Here is a 24604-nt window from a genome sequence, read left to right as displayed (position 1 = left end):
TTTCCCTGGCCGCACGAGGGGCCGCCGACGGCCCGGTTCGTCCGGATGCCCCGTGTCGTCCCTTCGATCACGCGTGTCGACCCTTAACGCCCGGTGGTCGTGTGATCGGGGGGTCGACACGGTGTCAGCCGTAGGCCTGGCGGACGTGGACGCGTCGGTAGGCCGACGGCGGGGTGTCGAAGTGGTCGAGGAAGGCTTGGCGCAACGTCTCGGTCGAGCCGAAGCCGCAGCGGCGGGCGATCGTGGCCAGGGGGAGGTCCGTGCCGGAGAGCAGGCGGGCCGCGTGCTCGGTGCGGACCGTCCGGACGTACTTGCCCGGTGTCGTGCCGAGGTGGGCGTCGAACAGGCGCGTGAGCTGGCGGGTGCTGATGCCCGCCCGCGCGGCGAGGGCCGGGGTGCCGAGGTCGTCGTCGAGGTGCTCGGCGATGTACGCGGTGAGGTCGCGGACCTCGCGGTGTTCCGGCGGCGGGCCGGCCAGGAACAGGCTGACCTGGGCCTGGTTCCCGGGCCGCTGCAGGTAGGTGACCAGCGCCCGGGCGGCCTCGCGGGCCAGTGACGGGCCGTGGTCGGCCTCCACCAGCGACAGGGTCAGGTCGAGCCCGCTCGTCACGCCCGCCGCGGTGTAGACGTTGCCGTGCCGGACGTACAGCGGGACCGGGTCCACCGTCACCGACGGGTAGTCGCGGGCCAGCCGGGCCGCGTAGCGCCAGTGCGTGGTCGCGCGACGGCCGTTGAGCAGCCCGGCGGCGGCGAGCACCTCGGCGCCGGTGCACACCGACGCGACGCGCCGGGCCGACCGGGCGAGCCGCCGGACGTGGGCCAGGACGCGCTCGTCGGCCGCGGCGGCCGTGCTGCCCCAGCCGCCCGCGACGACCAGCGTGTCCAGGTCCCCGGCGACCTGGTCGAGCCGCAGGTGCGGCTGGAGCGTCAGGCCCGAGCCGGTGCGGATGCCGTGGCCGTCGACCGACGCCAGCTGGAGGTCGTACGGCGGCCGCGCGCCGAGCCGGTTGGCGGCGTCGAACACGTCGGCGGGGCAGGCGATGTCCAGCAGCTCGGCGTCGGCGTATCCGACGATCGTGACCCGTCTGGGTGAGCCTGGCATGATCGCACGCTAACACCCGGCCCGGCGCTCGGACGCGGTTCGCAGGATTTCGGACATCCGGGTCTTCGCCGCGCGCGGCTCCCGCCAGGGTGAGGGCCATGACCGATGAGCAGAAGACGATCGCCTTCGTCGTTTACCCGGGACTGACGCCGCTCGACCTGGTCGGTCCGCTCCAGGTCCTGAGCGGGCTGGCCCAGATGGTGCCGGGCTACCGGACCGTCGTGGTGGGCGCCTCGAAGGACACCGTGGGTACCGACACGCCGCTGAGCGTCGCGCCGAGCCACACGTTCGACGAGGTGCCGTCGCCCTTCGCGGTGCTGGTGCCCGGCGGGACCGTGCCGACGCTGCGGGCGATGTCCGACGAGCGCCTGCTGGCCTGGCTGCGCAGCGCGGCCGCCGGCGCCGAGCTCGTGACGTCCGTCTGCACCGGTTCGATGATCCTCGGGGCCGCCGGGCTGCTCGAGGGCAAGCGCGCGACGACGCACTGGATGTTCCGGGACCTGCTGCCCGGGCTGGGCGCGACGCCGGTGGCCGAGCGCTGGGTCGAGGACGGCCGGGTGATCACCGCGGCGGGCGTCTCGGCCGGCATCGACCTGGCGCTGCACCTGGTGGAACGGCTGGCCGGGCGGCAGGTCGCGACGAACGTCCAGTTCGCCATCGAGTACGACCCGGAACCGCCGCAGGGCGGCCTGGACTGGGCGAACCAGCCGTACGGCGACCTCACGCCGCTGCGGGAGCACACGCTGCGGGCAGGGCTGGCCGCGAACCCGGAGCTCTTGGCGCAGCTGCTCGCGCACGCCTGAACCAACGGCGTCGGCCATCCGGGTGATCGAGGGAAAAGCCCAGCGCGCGGCGGCTAGATTCACCTCGCTCGATCAGGTGATCTCCCGGGTGGGTGAAGCCGTGCGTTTCGATGTCCTCGGTCCGCTGACGGCGTCGGTCCCGCTGCCGTCGGCGGCCCAGCCGCGGCGGCTGCTCGCCGTGCTGCTCGCGCGGGCGGGCCAGTTCGTCGGCCGCGACACGCTGGTCGACGAGCTGTGGCCGGACGGCGCGCCGTCCAGTGCCGCGGCGATCGTGCAGGTCACCGTGTCCAAGCTGCGCAAGACGCTCTCGCCCGGCCTCGGGGCCGCCGAGGCCGGGCAGCGCCTGCGCTCCGGGCCGCGCGGCTACGCGCTGGCCCTCGAACCGGGTGAGCTGGACGCCGACGAGTTCCTGACGCTGCTGTCGTCGGGCGCCGACGACCGCGCGCAACGCCGGCGCGCGCTGGAACGGGCCCTGGCGTGCTGGCGCGGCGACGCGTTCGACGACGTCGCGGGCGCGCCGCTGCTCGAGGCGCACAAGTTGTGGCTGGAGGACCGGCGGTCGGCGGCGCTGCTGCAGCTCGTCGAGCTGGAGCTGGCCGACCGCGATGGCCGCGCCGTCGTCGAGCGGCTCGACCCGGTGGTCGCCGCCCGCCCCGCCGACGAGCGCTTCGCGGCGCGGCTGGCGTCCGCGCTCGGCGCCGTCGGCCACCGCGAGTCGGCCCTGGAGGTGCTTCGCCGGACGCGGCGGGCGCTCTGGGAGGAGGCCGGCGTGTGGCCGGGGGACGACCTCGTCGAGGTGTACCGCCGGATCGCGGGCACCGAGTGGACGACGCCGGGGCCGCCGGCCCAGCTCCCGCCCGCGGTGCCCGACTTCACCGGGCGCGCGGCCGAGCTCGCCGACCTCGGCCGCGCCTTGCGCGGCCCGGCACCGATCGTCCTGCACGGGGCCGCCGGAGCCGGGAAGTCCGCGCTGGCCGTCCAAGCGGCCTGGCGGGCCCGCCGCCGGTTCCCCGACGGCCAGCTGAGCGCTTCCCTGCGGGCGCCGGACGGCGCGCCCGCCGACCCGGCGACCGTGCTGACCGGGTTCCTGCGCCTGCTCGGCGCGACGCCCGCGGAGCTGGCCGACCGCGCCGGCCTGACCGGGCTTTGGCGCAGCTACACCGCCGACCGGCGGCTGCTCGTGCTGCTGGAGGACGTCACGGGCGAGGCGCAGGTGCGGGCACTGCTGCCGAGCGGGCCCGGGTGCGTCACGCTGGTCACCGCGCGGCGGGAGCTGCCCGGCCTGTGCGGGGCGCGGCCGGTCCCCGTCGCCGCACTGTCCACAAAGGACGCCGAAGCGCTGCTCGCGGCGATCGCGGGGGAGTCGCGGCTGCGAGCGGAACCCGAAGCCACGCACGGGCTTCTCGGCCACTGCGCCGGGCTCGCGCTCGCGGTGCGGATCGCCGGGGCGAAGCTCGCCGCGCGGCCGAACCTGCGGGTCGCCGAGCTCGCCGTGCGGCTGGCCGACGACCGCCGCCGGCTCGACGAGCTGACCACCGGCGACCTCGGCGTCCGGGCCGTCGTGACGTCGGCCCTGCGCGAGCGGCCGGCGGCCGACCGGTCCCTGCTGCGGCTGCTGGCCGCGTTCGCCGGCCCGGTCCCGGACTGGGGTGCCGCCGCCCTGCTGGACCGGCCCCTCGACGAGACCCGCGACCGGCTCGACGCGCTGGCCGGGACCCACCTGCTGGAGCCGGCCGGGCCGCAGTGGGTGGTGCCGCCGTTCACCCGGCTCGTGCTGACCGAGGGCCCGGAGCCGGACGCGGTCGCGCTGCGCCGGGCGTGCGAGGTCACCCTCGCCGTCGCCGACCACGCGCGGGGGTGCCGGGCCGAAGGGGCACCCGGACCGGATCCCGCTGTCCTGCGCCGGATCGCGGCCGACCCGGTCGCCTGGGCGGCCGAGGAGACCGGCCACCTCGCCGCGACGGTCCGGCTGGCCGGGGCGCACGGCTGGCACGAGCTCACCGAACGCCTCGCCGACGCCTGCACCGAACTGGCCGGCACGCCGTGGCTCGGCCACACGGCCCGCGCCGTCTCGGTGCTCGGGCTGGCCGCGGCCCGGCGCCGCCAGGACCCGCGCGCGGAGGCCGAAAAGCTCTACAACCTCGGTTCGGTGCACTGGCAGCACGGCCGCGCGCGGCAGGCGCGGAACTACTTCGTCATGGCGGAGAACCGCTTCCGCCGGCTCGACGACCCGCACGGGACCGGCGCGGCGCTGGCCGCGCTCGCCGACGTCCACCTCGACGGCGGCGACCCGCGGGCCGCCGAGGCCGAGCTGCGGGAAGCCCTCGGCCTGCTGCGCGACTGCGGGGACCGGCGCGGGCAGGCGGCCGCGGCGGCGCAGCTGGGTTCCCTGGCCGAAGACGTCGGCGACGTGCGGCGCGCGGTCGAGAGCTTCGAGGTCAGCATGCTGCTCGCCCAGGAGTGCGACGACGGCCGCTGGCACGACCAGGCCGCGAAGCGCTACGCCGACGTCCTGCGCCGCCACGGCGGGAGCGACCAGGCGGCCGACCTGCTCACCGGCGCGCTCGGCGGCGCCGTCCGCACCCGCGAGCGGCACTGGGAGGCGCACGTCCTGCGCAGCCTCGGCGACCTGCACACCGAGGCCGGGGAGCTCGCCGACGGCGAACGCTGCCTGCTCCGGTCGCTGGCGCTGTTCGAGCAGATCGGGCACCGGCACGCCGCCGCCTACACCCACCGCTCGCTCGCCGAGGCCCGCCGCCGCGCGGGCGACCCGGCCGGCGCGCGGTGGCACCTGCGCGCCGCGATGGGCGTGTTCCGGGAGCTGCGCGACCGCCGCGGCGCGGGATACGCCCTGCTCAGCCTGGGGCGGACGCAGGCGGAGGACGGCGCCGGGCCGGAGGCCGCGCGGGTGCTGCGGACGTCGGCCGACCTGTTCCGCGAGCTCGGGTTCCCGCTGTGGGAGCTGCGCGCGCTGCGGGAGCTCAACGCGGTCAGCAGCACGTCGCCCGAGCGCGACCGGACTCGTGAAGTCTTGACGAAGATCAGGACCTGACCCCGGCTCCGGCGCGTCCCGCGGCCGCGGCGTTTGGCGAAGTTATGGCCGTCCCGATTTGGCTGCCGCCGTTCGGATCGTCGCAGGACAAGGAGTCAAGGCATGCCGGGACAACGAATGCTCGCGCGCGTGGCGCTGGGGCTGACGGCTGCGGCCGCGACGGTGGTCTTCGCGACCATCGGCACGGCGTCGGCGAGCGTCGAGGTCACCAAGCTCAGCCAGTCGGCCGCCGCGTCGCAGCTGTCGGCCGCCGGGGTCACGCACTCGTCGAGCGGGAACTGCACCACGCGGTCGAACTCGACCTGCACGTCCTACGAGCAGATCAACCAGAGCACGGTCAGCGGCGTGATCACCCTCAAGCGCGCGAGCGGCTGCGCCATCAACATCACCGGCGGCACCGAGGTCGGCCACGCGTCGGGCACCTACAGCCACTACAACGGCTACAAGGTGGACATCTCGCACAACAGCTGCATCGACGCCTACATCAAGAACAACTTCAGCTACATCGGCCTCCGCGGGGACGGCTACCCGCAGTGGAAAGCCGGCTCCGGCAACCTCTACTGCGACGAAGGCAACCACTGGGACATCACGTACTACACCTGCGGCTGCTGAGGTTCCCGGTCCGAGGCCTGCCCGTCTCGAGGGCTGCGGGCAGGCCCCGGTTACCGGCTGCGACAGCCGGGTACCCCTCCGCTCGGAGGTGACGAGATGACTTCGCACAGCACCCCGGCCGGGCAGCGGACAGCGGTGATCGGCGTCGCCGCCGGACTCGTCCTGCTGGCCGGCCTCTACCTCGTGCTCGCCCCGTGGATCGCCGGCTTCGGCGGGGCGGGCGTGCTCGCGCTGAGCAACACCGTCGTCGGCCTGGTCCTGGTCGCGCTGGCGATCGCCCGCGCCGCCACCCGGCGGATCCGGCTGCTCGGCTGGGTCGTGCCCGTGCTGGGCACGTGGGCCGCGGTGTCGCCGTGGCTGCTGCGGACCGCGGGGGAGACGCAGCCGTCGACGGCCGCCCTGGTGGGCAACGTCGTCGCCGGCGTGCTGGTCGCCGTCGCGGGTGTCGCCGTGGCGTCCCGGGGCTGAGCACCCTCCGAGTGGACACCCCGGGGCCGGCGCGGGAGGCTGCTCTTCGAGGCCGAAGCGGCCCGGCGAGGGAGGCCCGGTGGACCCCGACGAGATCAAGACGTCCAACCCGGACAAGATCTACTACCCCGAGGCCGGGCTGACCAAGGGCGACGTCGTGGGGCACTACCGGACCGTCGCCGACGTGATGGTGCCGCACCTGCGCGGCCGGCCGCTGACCCTGCGCCGCTACCCCAACGGCATCGCCGGCCAGACCTGGTACCAGAAGGAAGCCAGCCCGAAGCTGCCGTCGTGGATCCGCGTCCAGGCCATCCCGCAGCGCACGACGAGCGACGTGCGGCACGTGCTCTGCGACGACGCCGCGACGCTGGTGTACCTGGCCAACCAGGCGGCCATCGAGTACCACATCTGGTCGTCCACTGTGGACGACCTGGAGCACCCGGACATGGTGCTGATCGACATCGACCCACCCGACCACGTCACCGTCGCGGACCTGCGCGACATCGCGCGGCTGGTGCGGAAGGTCTACGAAGCCGCCGGGCTCACCGCCTACCTGCAGGCCACCGGCGGGCGCGGCTTCCACGTCGTCGCCCCGATCGAGCCCGCCTACGACTACGAACAGGTCCGCGACCTGGCGAAGGCCGCGGCGGAGGTACTGGCCCGGCTCGACCCCGACCGGCTGACCACCGCCGTCCGCAAGGCCCAGCGCGGCGACCGCGTCTACCTCGACATCCTCCGCAACGGGTACACCTCGACGTTCGTGGCGCCCTATTCACTGCGGGCCCGGCCGTCGGCGGGGGTCGCCACGCCGATCGACTGGCACGAGCTCGGCAAGGCCGAGCCGGACGGCTGGACGCCCAAGCGCATCAAGGACCGCTTGGCGCGCAAGGGGGATCCGTGGGCGGACATGGCCGACCACGCGGCCTCCCCCGCGAAGGCGATGAAGCTGCTCGAGACGCTCTGATCACGAACCGGCAGGCAGCGCTCCGTATCCGGTCCCGAGCTGCGCGTGTCCGGGTTCCCGCCGATCCCCAGGATCGCATTCGGGAAGAAATCCCTGTGCAATCCGGAGGAAGGAAGCGGCCCCTCCTTCTTCGTACGGTCGACGCAGACCCACGGACCGCGGAGGATCGCCCGGCACCCCCCGGCCGGCTCCGCTCGAAGGAGAGAGCTGTGAACCTCGCCCAAGCAGTCCCCACCTCGGTGGCGTCGGGCCTGGACCCGCGCCGCTGGAAGGCACTGATCCTGTTGTGCACGGCCAACTTCATGGTGATCCTCGACGCCCAGATCGTCATCATGGGGCTGCCGTCGATCTCGGCCGACCTCAAGCTGTCGCCGGTCGCGGCGCAGTGGGCCCTCTCGGCCAACCTGCTGACCTTCGGCGGGCTGCTGCTGCTCGGCGGCCGCTTGGCGGACCTGCTCGGCCGGCGGAAGGTGTTCATCGCCGGCACCGCGTTGTTCCTGGCGGTTTCGCTGCTGTCGGGGCTCGCCTGGAACGCCGAGGTCCTGCTGGTCGCGCGGGCGCTGCACGGCGTCTCGGCCGCGCTGATGGCCCCGACCGCGCTGTCCATCCTGACCAACACCTTCCCCGAAGGCCGTGAGCGCAACAAGGCGTTCGCCGCGTGGTCGGGGATCGCGTCCATCGGTGCCACCGTCGGCCTGCTGCTCGGCGGCACGCTCATCGACTGGCTGGGCTGGCAGTCGATCTTCTTCGTCAACGTGCCGGTCGCGATCGTCATGCTGGCGCTGAGCCCGGTCCTGCTCCGCGAGAGCAAGGACGCGGTCAAGCAGCGGACGTTCGACTTCGCGGGTGCCGTCGTCAGCACGGCCGCGCTGGGCCTGCTCGTCTACGTCCTGGTCGAGGCGCCGACCCGCGGCTGGGTCAGCTTCCACACGATCGGCCTCGGCGTCGTGTTCCTCGCGCTCGTCGCGCTGACGCTGGTGATCGAGAAGCGCTCGGCCGCGCCCCTGGTGCCGCTGCGCCTGTTCCGCTCGCCCGCGCTGGTCGGCGGCAACCTCGTGACGGCGATCGTCGCGATGCTCGCGTTCGGCATGTCGGTCGCGATTTCCCAGTACGCGCTGGGAGTCCTGCACTACACGGCGCTCGAGTTCGGGCTCAGCCAGTCGGCGATGCCGATCGCCGCGGTGTTCAGCGCGTACCTCGCCCAAGCGGTGCTGAACCGGCTCGGCATCCGGGTCGTCGCGGTCACCGGCGTGCTCCTGCTCGGCGCCGGCGTCTTCTTCCTGACCGGCATCTCGGCGACGGCGAACTACTGGGGCGACGTGTTCCCGGGCCTGATCCTGTTCGGCCTGGGCCTCGGCGGCGGCCCGGTCGCCCTCGCGGCGGCGGCCCTCAACGGCATCGCCAAGCGCGACGCGGGCATCGCGTCCGGCTTCAACACGGCGGCGTTCCAGGTCGGCGGCGCGATCGGCGTGGCGATCGTCTCGACGATCATCGCGTCCCACATGGCCCAGGCCGCGACGAACCCGGCCGCGGTGATGGACGGCTTCACGCAGGGCTTCCTGGCGTGCGTGATCTTCGCGGCGGTCGGCCTCGTCCTGGCGGTGGCCTTGCTGCGCAAGCGCGGCGGCGGGCAGCTGCAGGTGGTTCCGGAGCAGCGGACGCCTTCGGCGCACTGACGTCCGGTTCCGCGACGAGCGGCCTTCCCGGTCCGGGGAGGCCGCTTCGTCGTCGTCAGACCGGGATCCGGAGCCAGTCGCCGTCGGCCTTCCCCGGCCGGTAGCCGCTGTCGGCCCGCTTGGCGTAGACGCCGCCGAAGCCGTGCTCCCGCGCCGCCGCCAGCACGGCCTCCCCGTTGCCCCGGAAGTACTGCGGCGCCTGCCAGTTGCCGCCCGAGAGGCCGAGGTCGGTGAGCATGTCGCGGCGCTCGACGTAGGGGAGGTCCAGTGTCGGCCGGCCCTCGAAGTGCAGCAGGTCGTAGGCGAAGAAGAACGCCGGGCAGTGCCGCATCATCCGCTTCGCGTCGTACCCGTCCAGCCGCAGGCGCTGCTCGAGCCCGGCCGGGTCCGGGCGGCCGTCGCGGACCACGACCATCTCGCCGTCCAGCAGGACCTCCGTGGACCCCAGCGTCTCGCCCACCTTGTGCAGCTCCGGCCAGCGGCCGAAGACGTCTGCGCCGGTGCCGTCGTGGGCCGTGACGCGGCCGCCCGACACGCACAACATCGTCCGGTCGCCGCCCCAGTCGAACTCGTACGCCCAGTCCTCGTCGCGGGTGGCCGGCGGCAGCTCGCCGGGGACCGCCGTCATCGGCTCGAGGAACTCGGGGGCCTCCTCGTGACCTTCGGGGGCCGCGTCGAGGCGCCGGAGCGTCCAGTCGCCTTCGTCCTCCGGGTTGTGGCGGTTGAGGAACAGGTACTTGCCGCTCGCCCGGGCGCCGTGGAAGACCACCTCGACCTTGTGGTTGTTCCAGTGCAGCGTCTCGTAGCGGCCGGTGTCCCAGATCGCCATCCACCCGCCGCCGTACTCGCCGGCCGGGATCTCGCCCTCGAAGTCGAGGTACTCCATGGGGTGGTCTTCGGTGTGCACGGCCAAGCGCGTGACGCCGGGGGAGAGCGGGAGCCCCTTCGGGACCGCCCACGACACCAGCACGCCGTCGCGCTCCAGCCGGAAGTCCCAGTGCAGCCGGCTCGCGTGGTGCTCCTGGATGACGAACAGGTCGTCGTTGCCCGGCTCCGGCGCGCCTTCCGGCCACGGCTCGGGCGTCCGGGAACGGTCACGCTTGCGCCGGTACTCGTCCAGTCGGTCGGCCATCGCGGGACCGGCACCCCCACTTCACGTCGAGACGCACCAGCCTACCCGGGGCCCGGTGCGGCCGGACCTCCCGGCGTGCCAAGCCGAAACGGCCCCGGCGCGTGCCGCGCCGGGGCCGTTTCGGGCGGGGATGTCAGTCCGTTTCCGCCATCGCTTCGGCGAACTGCGCCGCGTACAGCCGCGCGTAGGCGCCGCCGCTGCCCAGGAGCGTCTCGTGGTCGCCCTGCTCGACGATCTGCCCGTGCTCCATCACCAGGATCACGTCCGCGTCGCGGATCGTCGACAGCCGGTGCGCGATGACGAAGCTCGTGCGGCCGGTGCGCAGCGAGTTCATCGCCCGCTGGATCAGCACCTCCGTGCGGGTGTCGACCGAGCTGGTCGCCTCGTCGAGGATGAGGATGACCGGCTTGGCGAGGAACGCCCGCGCCACCGTGATCAGCTGCTTCTCGCCCGCGCTGACCGTGCCGCCTTCGTCGTCCAGCACGGTTTCGTAGCCGTCCGGCAACGTCCGCACGAAGCGGTCCACGTGCGTCGCCTTCGCCGCTTCGACGATCTCTTCGCGGGTCGGGTTGTCGGCGCCGTAGGCGATGTTCTCCGCGATCGTGCCGCCGAACAGCCACGCGTCCTGCAGCACCATGCCGGTCTGGTCGCGCAGCTCTTCGCGGTTCATCTTCGCGATGTCGACGCCGTCGAGCGTGATCCGGCCGCCGTCCAGCTCGTAGAACCGCATGAGCAGGTTGACCAGCGTCGTCTTGCCGGCGCCGGTCGGGCCCACGATCGCCACCGTCTGACCGGGTTCCACCGTCAGCGACAGGTCGTCGATGAGCGGCTTGTCCGGCAGGTAGCGGAACGAGACGTCCTGGAACTCGACGCGGCCGCGGATCACCGACGGCCGCTCCGGGTGCTCCGGCTCCGGCGCCTGCTCCTCGGCGTCGAGCAGCGCGAACACCCGCTCGGCCGAGGCGACACCGGACTGCAGCAGGTTCGCCATGCTGGCGATCTGCGTGACCGGCTGGCTGAACTGGCGCGAGTACTGGATGAACGCCTGCACCTCGCCCAGCGTCAGGCTGCCCGACGCGACGCGCAGCGCGCCGATGACCGCCACCAGCACGTAGCTCAGGTTGCCGATGAACATCATCGCCGGCTGGATCATCCCGGAGATGAACTGGGCCCGGAAGCTCGCCTGGTACAGCGTTTCGTTCTGCTTGTCGAAGATCGCCGCGGACTCCTCGCGGCGGCCGAACACCTTGACCAGCGAGTGGCCGGTGTACATCTCCTCGACGTGCGCGTTGAGCTTCCCCGTCGTCGACCACTGCTTGATGAAGTTCGGCTGCGCCCGCTTGCCGATCTTCGCCGCCACCACCGCGGAAAGCGGCACGGTGAGCAGCGCGATCACCGCGAGCAGCGGCGAGATCAGGAACATCATGATCAGCACGCCGATCACCGTCAGCAGCGACGAGACGATCTGCGACAGCGTCTGCTGCAGCGACTGCGCCAGGTTGTCGATGTCGTTGGTGACGCGGGAAAGCACCTCACCGCGCGGCTGGCGGTCGAAGTACTTCAGCGGCAGCCGCGCGAACTTGTCCTCGACGTCCTGGCGCAGCCGGTAGACCGCGTGCTGCACCAGCGTCGTCGTCAACCGGGCCTGGACGAGCCCGAAGAACGAGGCGATGACGAACAGCGCCAGCACGACGAGCAGGATCTGCCCGACCTTGTCGAAGTCGATGCCCACGCCGGGCACGAGGTCGACGCGGCTGTAGATGTCGGCGAGCGTGCCGTCGCCGCGGGCGCGCAGCCCGGCGACGATCTGCTCCTTGGTGACGCCCGGCGGCACCTGCTTGCCGAGCACGCCCGCGAGGATCGCGTCGGTGGCCTGGCCCAGGATCTTCGGCCCGATCACGGTCAGCGCGACGCTCGCCGCGCTGAGCACGAGCACGCCGATCAGGATGGCCCGCTGGGGCGCCAGCAGCCGCAGCAGCCGCTTGAGCGAGCCCTTGAAGTCGAGGGCCTTCTCCGGCGGCGCGCCGGCGCCCATCCACCGGCCGGGCCCGGCGGTCGCCGCCCCGGTGTTCTTGTGCCGCTCGGCGGTGGGCCGTTCCCCCGCGTCGGTGACGGCGGCCTTCGGCGATTCCGTCGTACTCACGCCGCCTCCTGCTCGGTGAGCTGGGACAGCACGATCTCCCGGTAGGTTTCGTTGCCGTCCATGAGTTCGTGGTGGGTGCCGGTGCCGACGACGCGGCCCTCGTCGAGGACGATGATGCGGTCGGCGTTGCGGATCGTGCTGACGCGCTGCGCGACGATGACGACCGTCGCCTCGGCGGTTTCGGACACCAGCGCGCGGCGCAGGGCCGCGTCGGTCGCGTAGTCCAGCGCCGAGAACGAGTCGTCGAACAGGTAGATCTCCGGTTTGTGCACCAGCATCCGCGCGATCGCGATGCGCTGGCGCTGGCCGCCCGAGACGTTCGTGCCGCCCTGGGCGATCGGCGCGTCGAGACCCTCCGGCATCGCCTGGACGAAGTCCTTGCCCTGCGCCACCTCCAGCGCGTGCCACAGCTCTTCGTCGGTCGCGTCCGGGTTGCCGTAGCGCAGGTTGCTCGCCACCGTGCCGGCGAACAGGTACGGCTTCTGCGGCACCAGCCCGACCGCCCGGGCGAGCACCGCCGGGTCGAGGTCGCGCACGTCGACGCCGTCGACCTTCACCGTGCCCTGCGTGGCGTCCATCAGCCGCGGGATCAGGTTCAGCAGCGTCGTCTTGCCGGTACCCGTCGACCCGATCACGGCGGTGGTCTCACCCGGCCGCCCGATCAGCGAGATGTCGCACAGCACCGGCTTTTCCGCGCCGGGGTAGCGGAACTCGACGCCGGAAAGCTCCAGGTGGCCGTGCACCGCGCCGGGCCGGACCGGCGACACCGGCGGGCGGACGCTCGACTCGGTGTCGAGCACCTCGCTGATCCGCTCGGCGCTGACCTCCGCGCGCGGCACCATCATGAACATGAACGTGGCCATCATGACGGCCATCAGGATCTGCAGCAGGTAGGACAGGAACGCCGTCATGGCCCCGATCTGCATGCTGCCGGAGTCGATGCGCTGCCCGCCGAACCACAGCACCGCGACGCTCGAGGCGTTCATCACCAGCATGACGATCGGGAACATCAGCGCCATCAGCCGGCCGACGCGCAGCGACACGGTCAGCAGCTGGTCGTTGGCGGCGTCGAAGCGCTCCCGCTCGCGGGAGTCGCGGACGAACGCGCGGATGACCCGGATGCCCATGATCTGCTCGCGCAGCACCTGGTTGATCCGGTCGAGCCGCTCCTGCATCAGCCGGAACGCGGGGCGCATCTTGGCGATGATCGTGCCGACCGCGACCGCCAGCACCGGCACGATCACCAGCAGCAGCGAGGACAGCGGCACGTCGAGGTTCAGCGCCAGGATGATCCCGCCGACGCACATGATCGGCGCGGACACCATCAGCGTCAGCGTCATCACGACGAGCATCTGGATCTGCTGGACGTCGTTGGTGGTGCGGGTGATCAGCGACGGCGTGCCGAACTGGCCGACCTCGCGGGCCGAGAAGTCCTGCACGCGGTGGAAGACGCCGGCGCGGATGTCGCGGCCGACGGCCATCGCCGTGCGGGCGCCGTAGTACACCGCGCCGATCGAGCCGGCGATCTGGGCGAGCGTCACGGCGAGCATCACCGCGCCGACGCGCAGGATGTAGCCCATGTCGCCCTTGATGAGCCCGTTGTCGACGATGTCGGCGTTGAGGGTCGGCAGGTAGAGCATGGCGATCGTCTGCACGAGCTGGAGCAGCACGATCACCCACAGCGTGCTCCGGTACGGGCGCAGGTGGCTGCGCAGGAGCTTGACTAGCACAACGGTTCCCCCAGTGGTGTGGACGTGGTGGTGGTCGGTTCGGGTTTCGGTGCGGTGCCGCCGGTCAGCGTCGGCATGCCGGTGGCCAGCTCGTCCAGCAGCCGCTCCAGCGTCGGCAGGAACGGTTCGCCCTCGGTCATGAACCAGTTGACGAAGGCGACGCGGACAGCGCTTTCCACCGTGGAGGCCATCAGCCGGCACAGCAGGTGGTCGGCACCGCCCGCCCGCTTCGCGATGGTCTCGGCGAGGACGCGCTCGACCGCCGCGTGGGCGTTGAGGAACTCGCCGCGCAGCATGAGCTGCCCCATGAGGTCCCGGATACGCGCAACATACGCGCGATCCGGCTCGCCCTCACGCGAATATTGGTGGATCACGGCCTGCTTGACCGACTCCCAGAGCGGCTCGCCCTCGGGCCGGGCGAGCAGGGCTTCGCGCATCCCCTCGTGGCGGTCGACGACGACCGAGCAGACCGCCTGCTCCTTGCTGGAGAAGTAGTTGTTGAATGTGCGGGGCGAGACGCCCACCTCGGTGGCGATGTCCTCGACCCGCACGTTCTCCAGCCCGCGCTCCAGCGTCAGCCGCAATGCGGCCTGCGCGAGGGCGCGGCGTGCCTCGCGCTTCTTGCGTTCGCGCAGCGTGAGCTTCGGGGGCGGTTCCGGCGGCATGAACAGAGTGTAGCGAAAAACTTGCGTGCCCCGCAAAAATTTGCGTGGCACGCAATATCGGGGCGAACCGGACAGGGCTCCGGTTTTCGGCGTGCGAACCTTCGCTGCCTGCGGTATCGGCGACCGTGCGCGCTCCGTCGCGGGAGGCAAATTGCAAAATTGAGCCGAATGGCCTAGTGCACTGCGCTCACCAGGAGCGACGCTCCGCGTACGCACTCACGAACCGCGCTCGCGCGGGGACGGGTTGTGGACACATAACGAGCCTTTCTGCTTGCATGTCCGTCGTCGCCGCCCGGGGGTCGTCGGCACGTCGCACCGAATCCGCACCTGCGCAAGGAAGAAGAGGGGCCACATGGCGAGCCGGGCCCGGGAACTCCTGGATCGATCACGCGTCCTGCTGGACCGCTCGCGGGTCGCCGCCGCGCAGTTCCTGACGGCGCCGCCGAAGCACCCGGGGTACGCGCCCCCGCCCGGCCCGGCGCTCGCGGAGCTGACCCCGCCCGTCGAACCCGCGGCCGCGCCGCCGGCCGGCGACCCGGTGCTGGCCGAGATCTGCGCCAGCGTCGCCCTGCGCGACCTCAACCTGCTCGACCAGCTCCTGTCCCGGCTGGAAGAGCTGGAGGCGGAGGAGGAGGACCACCACCGCCTCGCCGAGCTGTACCAGCTCGACCACCTCGCGACCCGGCTGCGGCGCAACGCCGAGAACCTGCGCGTCCTGGCCGGTCAGGAGACCGCCGACGACGCGGCCCGCGCGACCTCGGTGCTCGACGTCATGCGCGCGGCGATGTCCTCGATCGACCACTACGCCCGGATCACCATCGGCCGCGTGGTGAACCTCGGCGTCGTCGGCTTCGCCGCGGAGGACCTGGGCCGGGTGCTGGCCGAGCTGTTCGACAACGCCGCCAACCAGTCGTCGCCGAGCTCGCCGGTGAACGTCAGCGCCCACCTGACCGAGCAGGGCAGCGTGCTCGTCCGGATCGAGGACGAGGGCATCGGCATCCCGGCCGACCGCGTCGACGGCCTCAACGCACGGCTGGCCGCCGGCGGCGACCTCGACGACGCGGCCGCGCGCCACATGGGCCTCGCGGTCGTCTCCCGGCTCGCCGCCCGCCACGACGTCACCGTGCGCCTGGACCGGCGCAGCCCGCACGGCACGGTCGCCACCGTGCTGCTGCCCACCGGCATCGTCACCGAGCTGGCCGAGAACGCCTGGTCGGGCACCCGCACGGTGACCGTCGAGCCGGTCAAGGCGGCGGCCGGCGAACCGGTCGGCGTCGGCGGGCTCCCGCGCCGCCGCCCGGGCGCCTTCCCACGGGAGGAGCCGCTCACGCCGGTGCCGCGCAAGCCCAGCCCCCGCCCGCGGCCGATCGAGCAGACCGGCGGCACCACGGCGAACGGCCTGCCGCGCCGGGTGCCCGGCAGCATCCGCGGCGCCGCCCCGGAACCACCCCCGCCGCCGGCGAGCGACGGCGGCTCCGGGCACGACCGGCTGCTGGCCGACCTCGGCGCGTTCGCCGACGGCGAACGGGCCGCGCGCGCCGAGAACAACCACTCCCAGCAGGACGAGACGTCCGGAGGAACCGCCTCGTGAGCGCCCCCCACTCCGCACCGGCGAACTTCGCCTGGCTGCTCGACGACTTCGTCCGCAAGGTCCACGGCGTCAGCCACGCGCTGATCATGAGCGTGGACGGCTTTCCCCTCACCGCGTCCGACTCGGTCGCCGAGGCCGAAGCCGAGCAGCTCGCGGCGATCGCCAGCGGCCTGCTCTCGCTGGCGGGCAACAGCGCGGCGCTGTTCGGGAAGGGCACCTGCGAGCAGATCATCATCCGGCTCACGCACGGGTACTTCCTCTTCATGGGCATCGGTTCCGGTGCCGGGCTCGCGGTGCTGACCTCGGGCGAGGCGGACATGAAGGTGGTCGCCTACGAGATGACCCAGTTCATCACCAACGCCGGCCACGCGCTCACCCCCGAGGTGCGCGCCGAACTGCGCCAGGTGCTCACCGCGCGCCGCCCCCGGGTGTGATCGGCGTGCCCGACCAATCTTTCGGGGGTCTGGGTGGCGGGGCCCCCAGCCCGGGGCGAAGCGCCGGAACGCAGGACGAGGATGTGATCCCCGTGTCCACAACGGACACCCCCTTGCCGCGGCGCAGCCGCCGCATCCGGGCGTACGCGCTCACCGGCGGCCGCACCAGCACCCGCCACCAGCTGCTCGTGGAGACGCTGGTTTCGGTGCCCCAGTACGACCCGGCGCTGAGCGACGCGCTCATGCCGGAGTCGCGCTCGCTCTACGAACGCGCCCGCGTGCGGAGTTCGATCGCCGAGCTGTCGGTCGGGCTGGACCTGCCGCTGGGCGTGGTGCGGGTGCTCATCGGCGACCTCGCGTCCCAGGGCGCGGTGTTCGTCCACCCCACGGCGCACGCCTACCACCACGACACCAACGTCCTCGAGAGGATCCTTGATGGGCTCAAGCGGCTCCCCGCCTGAGGGCGAACTGCTGACGATCTCCGCGAAGATCGTCGTCGCCGGGGGCTTCGGTGTCGGCAAGACCACGTTCGTCGGGGCGGTGTCCGAGGTGCCGCCGATGAGCAACGAGGCGTGGATGACCGAAGCCGGCGAAGGCGTGGACGACATCCCGCCCGGCGGCAAGTCGACCACGACCGTCGCGATGGACTTCGGCCGCATCACGCTGCGCCCGGACCTGCTGCTGTACCTGTTCGGCACGCCGGGGCAGGCGCGGTTCTGGTTCCTCTGGGACGATCTGAGCCGCGGTGCGCTCGGCGCGGTCGTGCTGGTCGACACCAGCCGCATCGACGAGTCGTTCGCCGCGATCAACTACTTCGAGAACGACTCGGAGCTGCCGTTCGTGGTGGCGGTCAACCAGTTCGAGGGCAAGCCGGTGCACGACCTCGAGGAGGTGCGCGACGCGCTCGCGCTCGACCCGAGCGTCCCGCTGGTCACCTGCGACGCGCGTGACCGCGCCTCGACGATCGCCACGCTGACCGAGCTGGTCGGCCACACGCTGTCACTGGCGGTGCTGTCGGGTCCGCGCGAGCTGGCCGGCAGCGTCCCGAACGCCTGAGAAGGAGAACGAGCTTCATGCGCAGGGTTCTGATCGTCGGCGCCGGGCAGTCCGGCCTGCAGCTGGCCCTCGGGCTGCAGGGCAAGGGCTACGACGTCACGGTGATGTCCGCGCGGACGCCGGACGAGATCCGCGGCGGGCGTGTGATGTCGACGCAGTGCATGTTCCACAACGCCCTGCAGCACGAGCGGGACCTCGGCCTGAACCTCTGGGAAGACGAGACGGTCCGGGTCGGCGGGCTCGGCGTGTCGGTGGCCGGGCCGGACGGCGGCCGTGTCATCGACTGGGTGGGTGAGCTGGACGACTACGCCCAGTCGGTCGACCAGCGCGTGAAGATGGCGGGCTGGCTGGAGCTGTTCGAGGACCGCGGCGGCAAGCTCGTCATCCACGGCGTGATGACGTCCGAACTGGACGCGCTGGCCCGGCTCTACGACCTGGTGATCATCTCGGCCGGCAAGGGCGAGCTGGTCCAGCTGTTCGACCGGGTCCCGGAGCGGTCGCCGTTCACGAAGCCGATGCGCGCGCTTTCGCTGGCTTACGCCCACGGCGTCGGGCCGCGGCCGGAGCACCCGGACATGGCGGCGGTGCGGTTCAACATCGTCCCCGGCGTCGGCGAGCTGTTCATGATCCCGGCCTACACGACCAGCGGGAACTGCGACATCCTGTTCTTCGAGGGCGTCCCCGGCGGGCCGCTGGACTGCTTCGACGACCGCCCGGCCCCGGCCGAGCACTTCGTGCGCATCCTCGACCTGATGCGGCAGTTCGTGCCGTGGGAGTACGAGCGCTGCCGCGACGCCGAGCTGACCGACGGCAAGGCGACGCTGGCCGGCGGGTACACGCCCGTGGTGCGCAACCCGGTCGGGACCTTGCCCGGCGGGGCGACCGTGCTGGGCATGGCCGACGTCGTCGTGGCGAACGACCCGATCACCGGCCAGGGCTCCAACAACGCGAGCCACTGCGCCGCGACCTACCTGGACGCGATCGTCGAGCGCGGTGACCGGCCGTTCGACGCGGAGTGGATGGACGCCACGTTCGAGCGCTACTGGGAGTACGCCCGGCACGTCACCGACTGGACCAACGCGCTGCTCCAGCCGCCGCCCCCGCACGTGCTCCAGTTCCTCGGGGTCGCGGGTGAGAAACCGGCGGTCGCGCGGCGGTTCGTCAACGGTTTCTCGGATCCGACGGACTTCCGGCACTGGTTCATGGATCCGGCACTTTGGGAGAAGTACCTGGCAGAGGTGTAGATCGCACTGTCGCCGGGGGACGATTCGGGCTACGGTGGTCACGTAGCGTGAAGGCGACCTCGGAGGTGCGTGGCATGCGGGCGATGTGGAAGGGCTCCGTGTCGTTCGGGTTGGTCAGCATCCCGATCCAGCTGTACGCGGCCACCGAGAACAAGAACGTCTCCCTGCGCCAGGTGCACGAGGCCGACGGCGGCCGCATCCAGTACAAGCGGTTCTGCACGATCGACGGCGCCGAGGTGCCTTACGCCGAGATCGCGAAGGGCTACGAGCTGCCCGACGGCGAGATGGTCGTCATCACCGACGCGGAGATGGCCGAGCTGCCGCTGCCGACGCAGCGCACGATCGACGTGCTGGAGTTCGTCCCGCTCGAGTCGATCGACCCGATCCAGTACGACCGGACGTACTACCTGGAGCCGCAGAAGAACGCGGTGAAGCCGTACCTCGTGCTGCGGGACGCGCTGCACAAGTCGAGCCAGGTGGCGATCGCCAAGGTCGCCGTGCGGCAGCGGGAGAGCATGGCGGTGCTGCGCGTGCACTCCGATGTCCTGGTGATGACGACGATGCTGTGGCCGGACGAGGTCCGCGAGCCGGACTTCCCGTTCCTGCGCGACGACCCGCCGCAGATCCGCCCCCAGGAACTGACGATGGCCGGCTCGCTGATCGACTCGCTCGCCGAGCCGGTGTTCGAGCCGGAGAAGTACAAGGACCACTACCGCGAGGCCCTCGAGGAGATGATCGAGGCCAAGGTGGCGGGCGACGAGACGACCAAGCCGGCGGCGGTGACGGCCAAGGCCGACGTGGTCGACCTGATGGCGGCCCTGCAGGCGAGCGTGGACGCGGCGAAGAAGTCCCGCGGCGCGGCGAAGTCCGCTTCGGACGACTCCGAAGAGGACGAGAAGCCGGCGGCGAAGAAGAAGCCCGCGACCCGGAAGCGCGCACCGAAGTCCGCCTGAAGCGCGCCTTGCGTGGTCCGCCACGACCTCGGATGGGTGGTCGTGCCGACACGCCGTCGTGCCGGTCCCGCGTTCGCGTGCTTCGCGGTGGTACCAAGGGGTGCGAGCACACCGGACACGATCGCGGAAAGGCGGGCCGGTCATGGAGTGCGCCTCCTGTGACGCGGGAATCGACCACTGCCACGGCACGCTGGTGGTGCACCCGGAAGGCGGGTTCACGGAATGCACGGACGCGGCCTGCGCGGACGGTGACCGCGTCCGGCACGCATTGATCGTCGACTGCCAGGCGCTCGGCAGCGGGTGCGGGTGCGCCGCCGCGGCCGCGAAATCCCTGCTGCGCCAAGCTTCCTGAGCCTCCCGCCAGGACCCGTGAAGGCCTTTCCGGCCGGCGTCACCGTCGGCGGGGGAGGCCTTCCCGGGTTAGGAAGAGGTAAGGAGATAACCCGATCGTGTATGCAGCTGTGTACACGGGCAGGGCGATGTGCTAACACTAACGGGGTCCTTCGGCTCTCCCTCCCCCTCGGAGCCGGAGGACCCTTTACGTCCGGTCCGTTGTGGATCGGCCGAACGGCCTGGCGCGAGCGGCATCGCCGTCGCGCCAGGCCGTTCGAGGGTCACGGATCAGTACCAGTGCGCACGCCCGCCGATCCGGCGGCCGGTGCCGCCCAGGATGGCCAGTGCCACGCCGGCCACCGCGAGAATGATGCCGATGGTGTAAAGCACCGGGATTCCGACGATGAACCCGATGATGAGGAGAATTACACCGAGAACGATCACTTTGCACACACTCCTTCGCATGGGACCCGTCCGGCGTGCCGGCCGGGCGGATGCGCTGTCACCCGGAGGATGGCCAGTTTCCCGGGGCTCCAAACTGCGTCAAATGGAGCAACCCTGCGTCAGTACCGGTAGTGATCGAGCTTGTACGGACCTTCGACGTCGACGCCGATGTAGTCCGCCTGGGCCTTCGTCAGCTTCGTGAGCTTCACCCCGAGCGCGGCCAGGTGCAGCCGGGCCACCTTCTCGTCGAGGTGCTTCGGCAGGCGGTGGACGTCGGTGGCGTACTCGCCGGGCTTGGCGAACAGCTCGATCTGGGCGATGGCCTGGTTGGTGAACGAGTTCGACATCACGAACGACGGGTGGCCGGTCGCGTTGCCGAGGTTCATCAGGCGGCCTTCGGAAAGCACGATGATCGCGTGGCCGTCCGGGAACGTCCATTCGTGCACCTGCGGCTTGATTTCCTTCTTCACGATTCCGGGCAGTTTCGCGAGACCGGCCATGTCGATCTCGTTGTCGAAGTGCCCGACGTTCGCGACGATCGCGTTGTGCTTCATCCGGCTCATCTGGTCCGCGGAAATGATCCCGAAGTTCCCGGTCGTGGTGATGAAGATGTCGCCGTGGCCCACGACGTCGTCCAGTTCGACGACGTCCAGGCCGTCCATGGCCGCCTGCAGCGCGCAGATCGGGTCGATCTCGGTGACCGCGACCCGGGCGCCCTGGCCGCGCAGCGCCTCCACCGCGCCCTTGCCGACGTCGCCGTAGCCGCAGACGACCACGCGCTTGCCGCCGATCATCACGTCGGTGGCCCGGTTGAGACCGTCCACAAGGGAGTGCCGGATGCCGTACTTGTTGTCGAACTTGGACTTCGTGACGGAGTCGTTGACGTTCATCGCGGGGAAGAGCAGCTCGCCGTCGCGGGCCAGCTTGTAGAGCCGCTTGACGCCGTTGGTCGTCTCTTCGGTGACGCCGCGGATTTCCTTGGCCATGCGGGTGAAGCGGTCACCGTCGGCCGCGAGGCTCGCGCGCAGCGTGTCGAGGATGATCCGGTACTCCTCGGGGTCCTCTTCGGACGGTTGCGGCACCGCGCCGGCCGCCTCGAACTCGGCTCCCTTGTGGACGAGCAGGGTCGCGTCGCCGCCGTCGTCGAGGATCATGTTCGGCGCCTTGCCGCCTGGGAAAGCGAAGAGCTGGTCGGTGCACCACCAGTACTCCTCGAGCGTCTCGCCCTTCCAGGCGAACACGGAGGTACCGGCCGGGGCGTCGACCGTGCCGCCGGGGCCGACGACGACCGCGGCGGCGGCCTCGTCCTGGGTGGAAAAGATGTTGCAGGACACCCAGCGCACTTCGGCGCCGAGCGCGACGAGCGTCTCGATGAGCACGGCGGTCTGCACGGTCATGTGCAGCGATCCGGCGACGCGCGCGCCCTTGAGCGGCTGCGCGGCGGCGTACTCCTCGCGGATCGCCATCAGGCCGGGCATCTCGTGCTCGGCCAGCCGCAGCTGGGTGCGGCCGGCCTCGGCCAGGGACAGGTCGGCGACGGCGAAGTCCAGACCGTTGCGGGTCTGCAGTTTGTCACTCATTCCTCGAGCTCTTTCCTGACTGCTGGGTTGCGGAACGCTCGGGAGGTGTCGCACGAACCAAAAAGGGCACCTCCCTCGCGGGAGGCGCCCTTGGAGTCGTGGTCCGGGCCGAGCGTGGCGGAATCGAATTCCGTCGCAGCGCCTCTCGGCCCGGAACCAGAATGGCAAAGCCGCCGGGAAGCTGTCAAGCGAGCGAGCGGGCCATGAGAACGTCGTCGACGTCCTCGCCGTCGACGTGGAATTCCCCGCGCAGCACGCCTTCCACTACGAACCCGCAGCGCTCGTAGACGCGGCGCGCCGCGGTGTTGTGACCGAGCACGCGCAGCGTCAGCTTGCGGGCACCGCGCCGCCGCGCCTCGGTCACCGCGGCGTCCACGAGCCGGCGGCCGAGGCCGAGCCCGCGCCGGTCCGGGGCGACGGCGAGCCCGCCGACCACGCGGACGTGCCGGTGCGCCGGGATGCCGAACCCCTCCTCGAGCCAGACGTAGCCGGCGACCACGCCGTCGTGCTCGGCGACGAGGACGTCTTCGGGCCGGGTGCCCTCGTCGAAGAACGGGGTGCCGGGCCGGGGCGGGGGAGCGGGCGAGGACACCGAGGTCCAGGTGCGCTCGTCGAGCTTGGCGAGCGCGGCTTCGTCGTCGGCGCGGGCCGGGCGGACGGCCGTCATGCGAGCTCCTGCGGGGCGCGGTTGCCTTCGGTACCCATGCTCCGCACCGTAACGGTCAGGCCGGGTCCGCTGCGCCGGTGACGACCGGGCGCGAGCAGCGGCGGGCGCGCGGGAGTGAAGTCCTGCGGGAAGCCGTCGGTCACGGGGGAATCGTGGCGCAGCCCGGAACGTCGCGGGAAGGGATTCAGGCCGTCAGCGGCTCAGAGGAGGTGCGCGCGCCGCCAGATGCCTTCGGAGCGTCCGCCGATCAGTCCCGCTTCGCGCAGGAACGGCACGATCTTCTCGGCCATCCAGCGCCGGGTCTCGTGGAAGTGCGGGTTGGCCAGCGCCGCGGCCCGGCCTTCGCGCGGGTCGATCCCGACGCTGCGGTACACCCGCGGGTCGACCATGCTGTCGATGACGCCGAACGCGACGAGCGCGGTCCGCACCCGGTGCCGCTGCAGGGCCGCCTTCGACAGCTTCGGCGTCTCCCGCAGCACCTCCTCCTTGGCGAACCGGACGTGCCGGGCCTCCTCGACCACGTGGATGCGGTTGACCGAGCGGATCAGCGGCTGGATGCCGTCGTCGTCCATCATCGAACGCTGCAGCCGGTCGGTGGTCTCCTCGGCGACCAGCACGCTGGCGAACATCGACGGCCCGGCGGCCGTCGCGCCGAACACCTTCGCGGCGCGGTGCACGACCTTCGGGACGCCGTAGCGCGGCACGCCGAGGCGTTCGGCGGTGCGGGCGAACATCACGGAGTGGCGCGTCTCGTCGCCGATCTCCGTCATGGCGTACTGGGCGTGCTCGGTGCGCGCGTCGAGGTCGAAGACGTAGCGGGCGAGCAGCTGCATCAGGACGATCTCGAACCACAGGCCGACGCTCATGATGCTGGCGATCTCGTGCTTGGACAGCTCGATCCGCTGCTCGGGCGTCAGCCGCGCCCAGAGGTCGGTGCCGTAGAGGGAGACGCGCTCCAGCGGCATGTACGCCTTGCCGTCGGCGAGCGGCGCGGCCCAGTCGATGTCGACGTACGGGTCGTAGGAGTTCTTCGCGGAGCTCTTGAGCAGGCGAGCCGCGGTGACGTCCCGGTCCTGGGCTTCGACGCCCATGGCGACCTCCGAAAGTAGGGGGTACGCGGTGTACTAGTTACTTGTGGCGAGCGTACACCCGCGCACGGGTCTTGAGTAGGCTTCCGGGGTGACCAAGGTCGACGGACGGGCGACGCGCTGGGCGGGCCAGCAGGAACGGCGCCGCGCGGAGTTCGTCGACGCGGCGCTGGCGGCGATCGCCGAGCACGGCCCGGACGTCTCGACCGAGCAGATCGCCGAACGCGCCGGCGTCGCGCGCACCCGTCTCTACAAGCACTTCGACGACGCGGCCGACCTCCAGCGGGCGATCGCCGGGCGCGCGGCCGAGCTGGTCACCGCCGAGCTCCAGCCGCTCTGGCACCCCTCGGGCTCGCCGAACGAGATGATCTCGACCGTGATCTCGACCCACCTGCGCTGGCTGACCGAGCACGTCCACCTGCACCGCTACCTGACCCGCGCGGCGCCGGGCCCGACGGACGTCCGCGGCACGATCGCCCGCCACCTGAGCCGGCTGTTCTCGGGCTACCTGACGGCGTTCGGGCTCGACCCGGCCCCGGCCGACACCGTCGCGTTCGGCCTGGTCGGCTACGTCGAATCGGCGACGACCCGCTGGCTCGACCACCCGGGCACGCTCAGCCTCGAGCAGCTGACCGCGCAGCTCAGCGGGTCGATCTGGGCGATGCTGGACCACACGCTGCGCGCGGGCGGGGTGGAGCTGGACCCCGACCGGCCGTTGCCGCTGCCCGACGGGCTCTAGTTGTGATGTCCGGGGACGTTGTCCCGACTTGAGGTGACCGGTGACGGCCTGTCGTGCAGACAGGTGAAGGCCTCCGGTTGTGAAGTGGAGCTGTCGAGGAACCGCTTCACCCACCGGAGGCCTTCGTG

24 protein-coding genes and 1 riboswitch are annotated in these 24604 nt (G+C 71.7%); of the genes, 14 read left to right on the top strand and 10 right to left on the bottom strand.

Translation table 11 applies throughout. The features are described from left to right. Nucleotides 1-124 precede the first annotated feature (124 nt). The gene (locus tag ACYVLJ_RS33295; RefSeq protein WP_460441642.1) at nucleotides 125-1102 is read right to left on the bottom strand and encodes a GlxA family transcriptional regulator; all 978 of its coding nucleotides are present in this window, start codon (nucleotides 1100-1102) and stop codon (nucleotides 125-127) included. Nucleotides 1103-1200: 98 nt separating this feature from the next. On the opposite strand from ACYVLJ_RS33295, the gene ACYVLJ_RS33290 reads away from it, so the two are divergent. The 6 genes from ACYVLJ_RS33290 to ACYVLJ_RS33265 all read left to right on the top strand — a co-directional run bounded on the left by ACYVLJ_RS33290 (nucleotide 1201) and on the right by ACYVLJ_RS33265 (nucleotide 8677). Continuing rightward, nucleotides 1201-1905, top strand: coding sequence for a DJ-1/PfpI family protein (locus ACYVLJ_RS33290; RefSeq protein WP_460441641.1), 705 nt, complete (start codon nucleotides 1201-1203; stop codon nucleotides 1903-1905). Nucleotides 1906-2005: 100 nt separating this feature from the next. After that, entirely contained in the window at nucleotides 2006-4957 is a 2952-nt protein-coding gene (locus tag ACYVLJ_RS33285) for an AfsR/SARP family transcriptional regulator (protein WP_460441640.1), read from the top strand. Between the two features lie 102 nt (nucleotides 4958-5059). Continuing rightward, complete coding sequence (locus ACYVLJ_RS33280; protein ID WP_451988044.1) at nucleotides 5060-5569, top strand: hypothetical protein; 510 nt, start codon at nucleotides 5060-5062, stop codon at nucleotides 5567-5569. Between the two features lie 96 nt (nucleotides 5570-5665). Next, a complete protein-coding gene (locus ACYVLJ_RS33275) occupies nucleotides 5666-6037 on the top strand; it encodes an SPW repeat protein (RefSeq protein WP_460441639.1) in 372 nt (123 codons plus the stop codon). Between the two features lie 79 nt (nucleotides 6038-6116). Further along, a complete protein-coding gene (gene ligD / locus ACYVLJ_RS33270; RefSeq protein ID WP_460441638.1) occupies nucleotides 6117-7001 on the top strand; it encodes a DNA polymerase domain-containing protein in 885 nt (294 codons plus the stop codon). Between the two features lie 209 nt (nucleotides 7002-7210). Continuing rightward, nucleotides 7211-8677 (top strand): MFS transporter, encoded by a 1467-nt coding sequence (locus tag ACYVLJ_RS33265; RefSeq protein ID WP_460441637.1) that lies wholly within the window; start codon nucleotides 7211-7213, stop codon nucleotides 8675-8677. Between the two features lie 55 nt (nucleotides 8678-8732). Here ACYVLJ_RS33265 and ACYVLJ_RS33260 read toward each other — a convergent pair whose 3' ends face one another. From ACYVLJ_RS33260 to ACYVLJ_RS33245, 4 genes are all read right to left on the bottom strand, one after another. Next, nucleotides 8733-9809 carry a DNA polymerase ligase N-terminal domain-containing protein gene (locus tag ACYVLJ_RS33260; protein WP_460441636.1) on the bottom strand — a complete coding sequence of 359 codons (1077 nt, stop codon included), beginning with the start codon at nucleotides 9807-9809 and terminating at the stop codon, nucleotides 8733-8735. A 133-nt stretch (nucleotides 9810-9942) separates the two neighbouring features. Further along, nucleotides 9943-11952 (bottom strand): ABC transporter ATP-binding protein, encoded by a 2010-nt coding sequence (locus tag ACYVLJ_RS33255; protein ID WP_460441635.1) that lies wholly within the window; start codon nucleotides 11950-11952, stop codon nucleotides 9943-9945. Then, nucleotides 11949-13682, bottom strand: coding sequence for an ABC transporter ATP-binding protein (locus tag ACYVLJ_RS33250; protein WP_451988032.1), 1734 nt, complete (start codon nucleotides 13680-13682; stop codon nucleotides 11949-11951). Before ACYVLJ_RS33250 ends, ACYVLJ_RS33255 begins: the two co-directional genes overlap by 4 nt. Then, a complete protein-coding gene (locus ACYVLJ_RS33245) occupies nucleotides 13676-14347 on the bottom strand; it encodes a TetR/AcrR family transcriptional regulator (RefSeq protein WP_451988030.1) in 672 nt (223 codons plus the stop codon). The genes ACYVLJ_RS33250 and ACYVLJ_RS33245 overlap by 7 nt, the downstream gene beginning before the upstream one ends. A 352-nt stretch (nucleotides 14348-14699) precedes the next feature. Here ACYVLJ_RS33245 and ACYVLJ_RS33240 point away from each other — a divergent pair, with 352 nt between their 5' ends. From ACYVLJ_RS33240 to ACYVLJ_RS33210, 7 genes are all read left to right on the top strand, one after another. Then, on the top strand, nucleotides 14700-15938 hold the full coding sequence (locus ACYVLJ_RS33240; protein ID WP_460441634.1) for a sensor histidine kinase: 1239 nt from the start codon (nucleotides 14700-14702) through the stop codon (nucleotides 15936-15938). Continuing rightward, complete coding sequence (locus ACYVLJ_RS33235; RefSeq protein WP_460441633.1) at nucleotides 15935-16372, top strand: roadblock/LC7 domain-containing protein; 438 nt, start codon at nucleotides 15935-15937, stop codon at nucleotides 16370-16372. The genes ACYVLJ_RS33240 and ACYVLJ_RS33235 overlap by 4 nt, the downstream gene beginning before the upstream one ends. 92 nt (nucleotides 16373-16464) lie before the next feature. Beyond that, on the top strand, nucleotides 16465-16833 hold the full coding sequence (locus ACYVLJ_RS33230; protein ID WP_451988024.1) for a DUF742 domain-containing protein: 369 nt from the start codon (nucleotides 16465-16467) through the stop codon (nucleotides 16831-16833). Next, entirely contained in the window at nucleotides 16808-17428 is a 621-nt protein-coding gene (locus ACYVLJ_RS33225) for a GTP-binding protein (protein WP_460441632.1), read from the top strand. Before ACYVLJ_RS33230 ends, ACYVLJ_RS33225 begins: the two co-directional genes overlap by 26 nt. Nucleotides 17429-17445: 17 nt before the next feature. Then, nucleotides 17446-18672 carry a styrene monooxygenase/indole monooxygenase family protein gene (locus ACYVLJ_RS33220; RefSeq protein ID WP_451988020.1) on the top strand — a complete coding sequence of 409 codons (1227 nt, stop codon included), beginning with the start codon at nucleotides 17446-17448 and terminating at the stop codon, nucleotides 18670-18672. Between the two features lie 74 nt (nucleotides 18673-18746). Continuing rightward, on the top strand, nucleotides 18747-19625 hold the full coding sequence (ku, locus tag ACYVLJ_RS33215) for a non-homologous end joining protein Ku (protein WP_451988018.1): 879 nt from the start codon (nucleotides 18747-18749) through the stop codon (nucleotides 19623-19625). 142 nt (nucleotides 19626-19767) lie between these two features. Continuing rightward, on the top strand, nucleotides 19768-19977 hold the full coding sequence (locus ACYVLJ_RS33210; protein ID WP_451988016.1) for a hypothetical protein: 210 nt from the start codon (nucleotides 19768-19770) through the stop codon (nucleotides 19975-19977). Between the two features lie 269 nt (nucleotides 19978-20246). Here ACYVLJ_RS33210 and ACYVLJ_RS33205 read toward each other — a convergent pair whose 3' ends face one another. The 5 genes from ACYVLJ_RS33205 to ACYVLJ_RS33185 form a co-directional block, all read right to left on the bottom strand. After that, a complete protein-coding gene (locus ACYVLJ_RS33205; RefSeq protein ID WP_086678182.1) occupies nucleotides 20247-20402 on the bottom strand; it encodes a hypothetical protein in 156 nt (51 codons plus the stop codon). 119 nt (nucleotides 20403-20521) lie between these two features. Further along, nucleotides 20522-21982 (bottom strand): adenosylhomocysteinase, encoded by a 1461-nt coding sequence (ahcY, locus tag ACYVLJ_RS33200; protein WP_460441631.1) that lies wholly within the window; start codon nucleotides 21980-21982, stop codon nucleotides 20522-20524. Nucleotides 21983-22057: 75 nt separating this feature from the next. Then, a riboswitch (S-adenosyl-L-homocysteine riboswitch) is annotated at nucleotides 22058-22135 on the bottom strand. 31 nt (nucleotides 22136-22166) lie between these two features. Beyond that, the gene (locus ACYVLJ_RS33195) at nucleotides 22167-22649 is read right to left on the bottom strand and encodes a GNAT family N-acetyltransferase (RefSeq protein WP_460441630.1); all 483 of its coding nucleotides are present in this window, start codon (nucleotides 22647-22649) and stop codon (nucleotides 22167-22169) included. After that, complete coding sequence (locus ACYVLJ_RS33190; protein ID WP_460441629.1) at nucleotides 22646-22792, bottom strand: hypothetical protein; 147 nt, start codon at nucleotides 22790-22792, stop codon at nucleotides 22646-22648. Before ACYVLJ_RS33190 ends, ACYVLJ_RS33195 begins: the two co-directional genes overlap by 4 nt. A 57-nt stretch (nucleotides 22793-22849) precedes the next feature. Next, nucleotides 22850-23740: an AurF N-oxygenase family protein gene (locus ACYVLJ_RS33185; RefSeq protein WP_460441628.1), complete on the bottom strand. Its 891-nt coding sequence runs from the start codon at nucleotides 23738-23740 to the stop codon at nucleotides 22850-22852. 88 nt (nucleotides 23741-23828) lie between these two features. Between ACYVLJ_RS33185 and ACYVLJ_RS33180 the strand changes: the two genes are divergently transcribed. Then, nucleotides 23829-24476 carry a TetR/AcrR family transcriptional regulator gene (locus tag ACYVLJ_RS33180; RefSeq protein WP_460441627.1) on the top strand — a complete coding sequence of 216 codons (648 nt, stop codon included), beginning with the start codon at nucleotides 23829-23831 and terminating at the stop codon, nucleotides 24474-24476. Nucleotides 24477-24604: the final 128 nt, after the last annotated feature.

It is taken from the genome of Amycolatopsis stemonae (assembly GCF_054781455.1).
The sequence above is the reverse complement of the archived record's forward strand: the minus strand, read 5'-3'. Positions and strand labels throughout refer to the sequence as shown.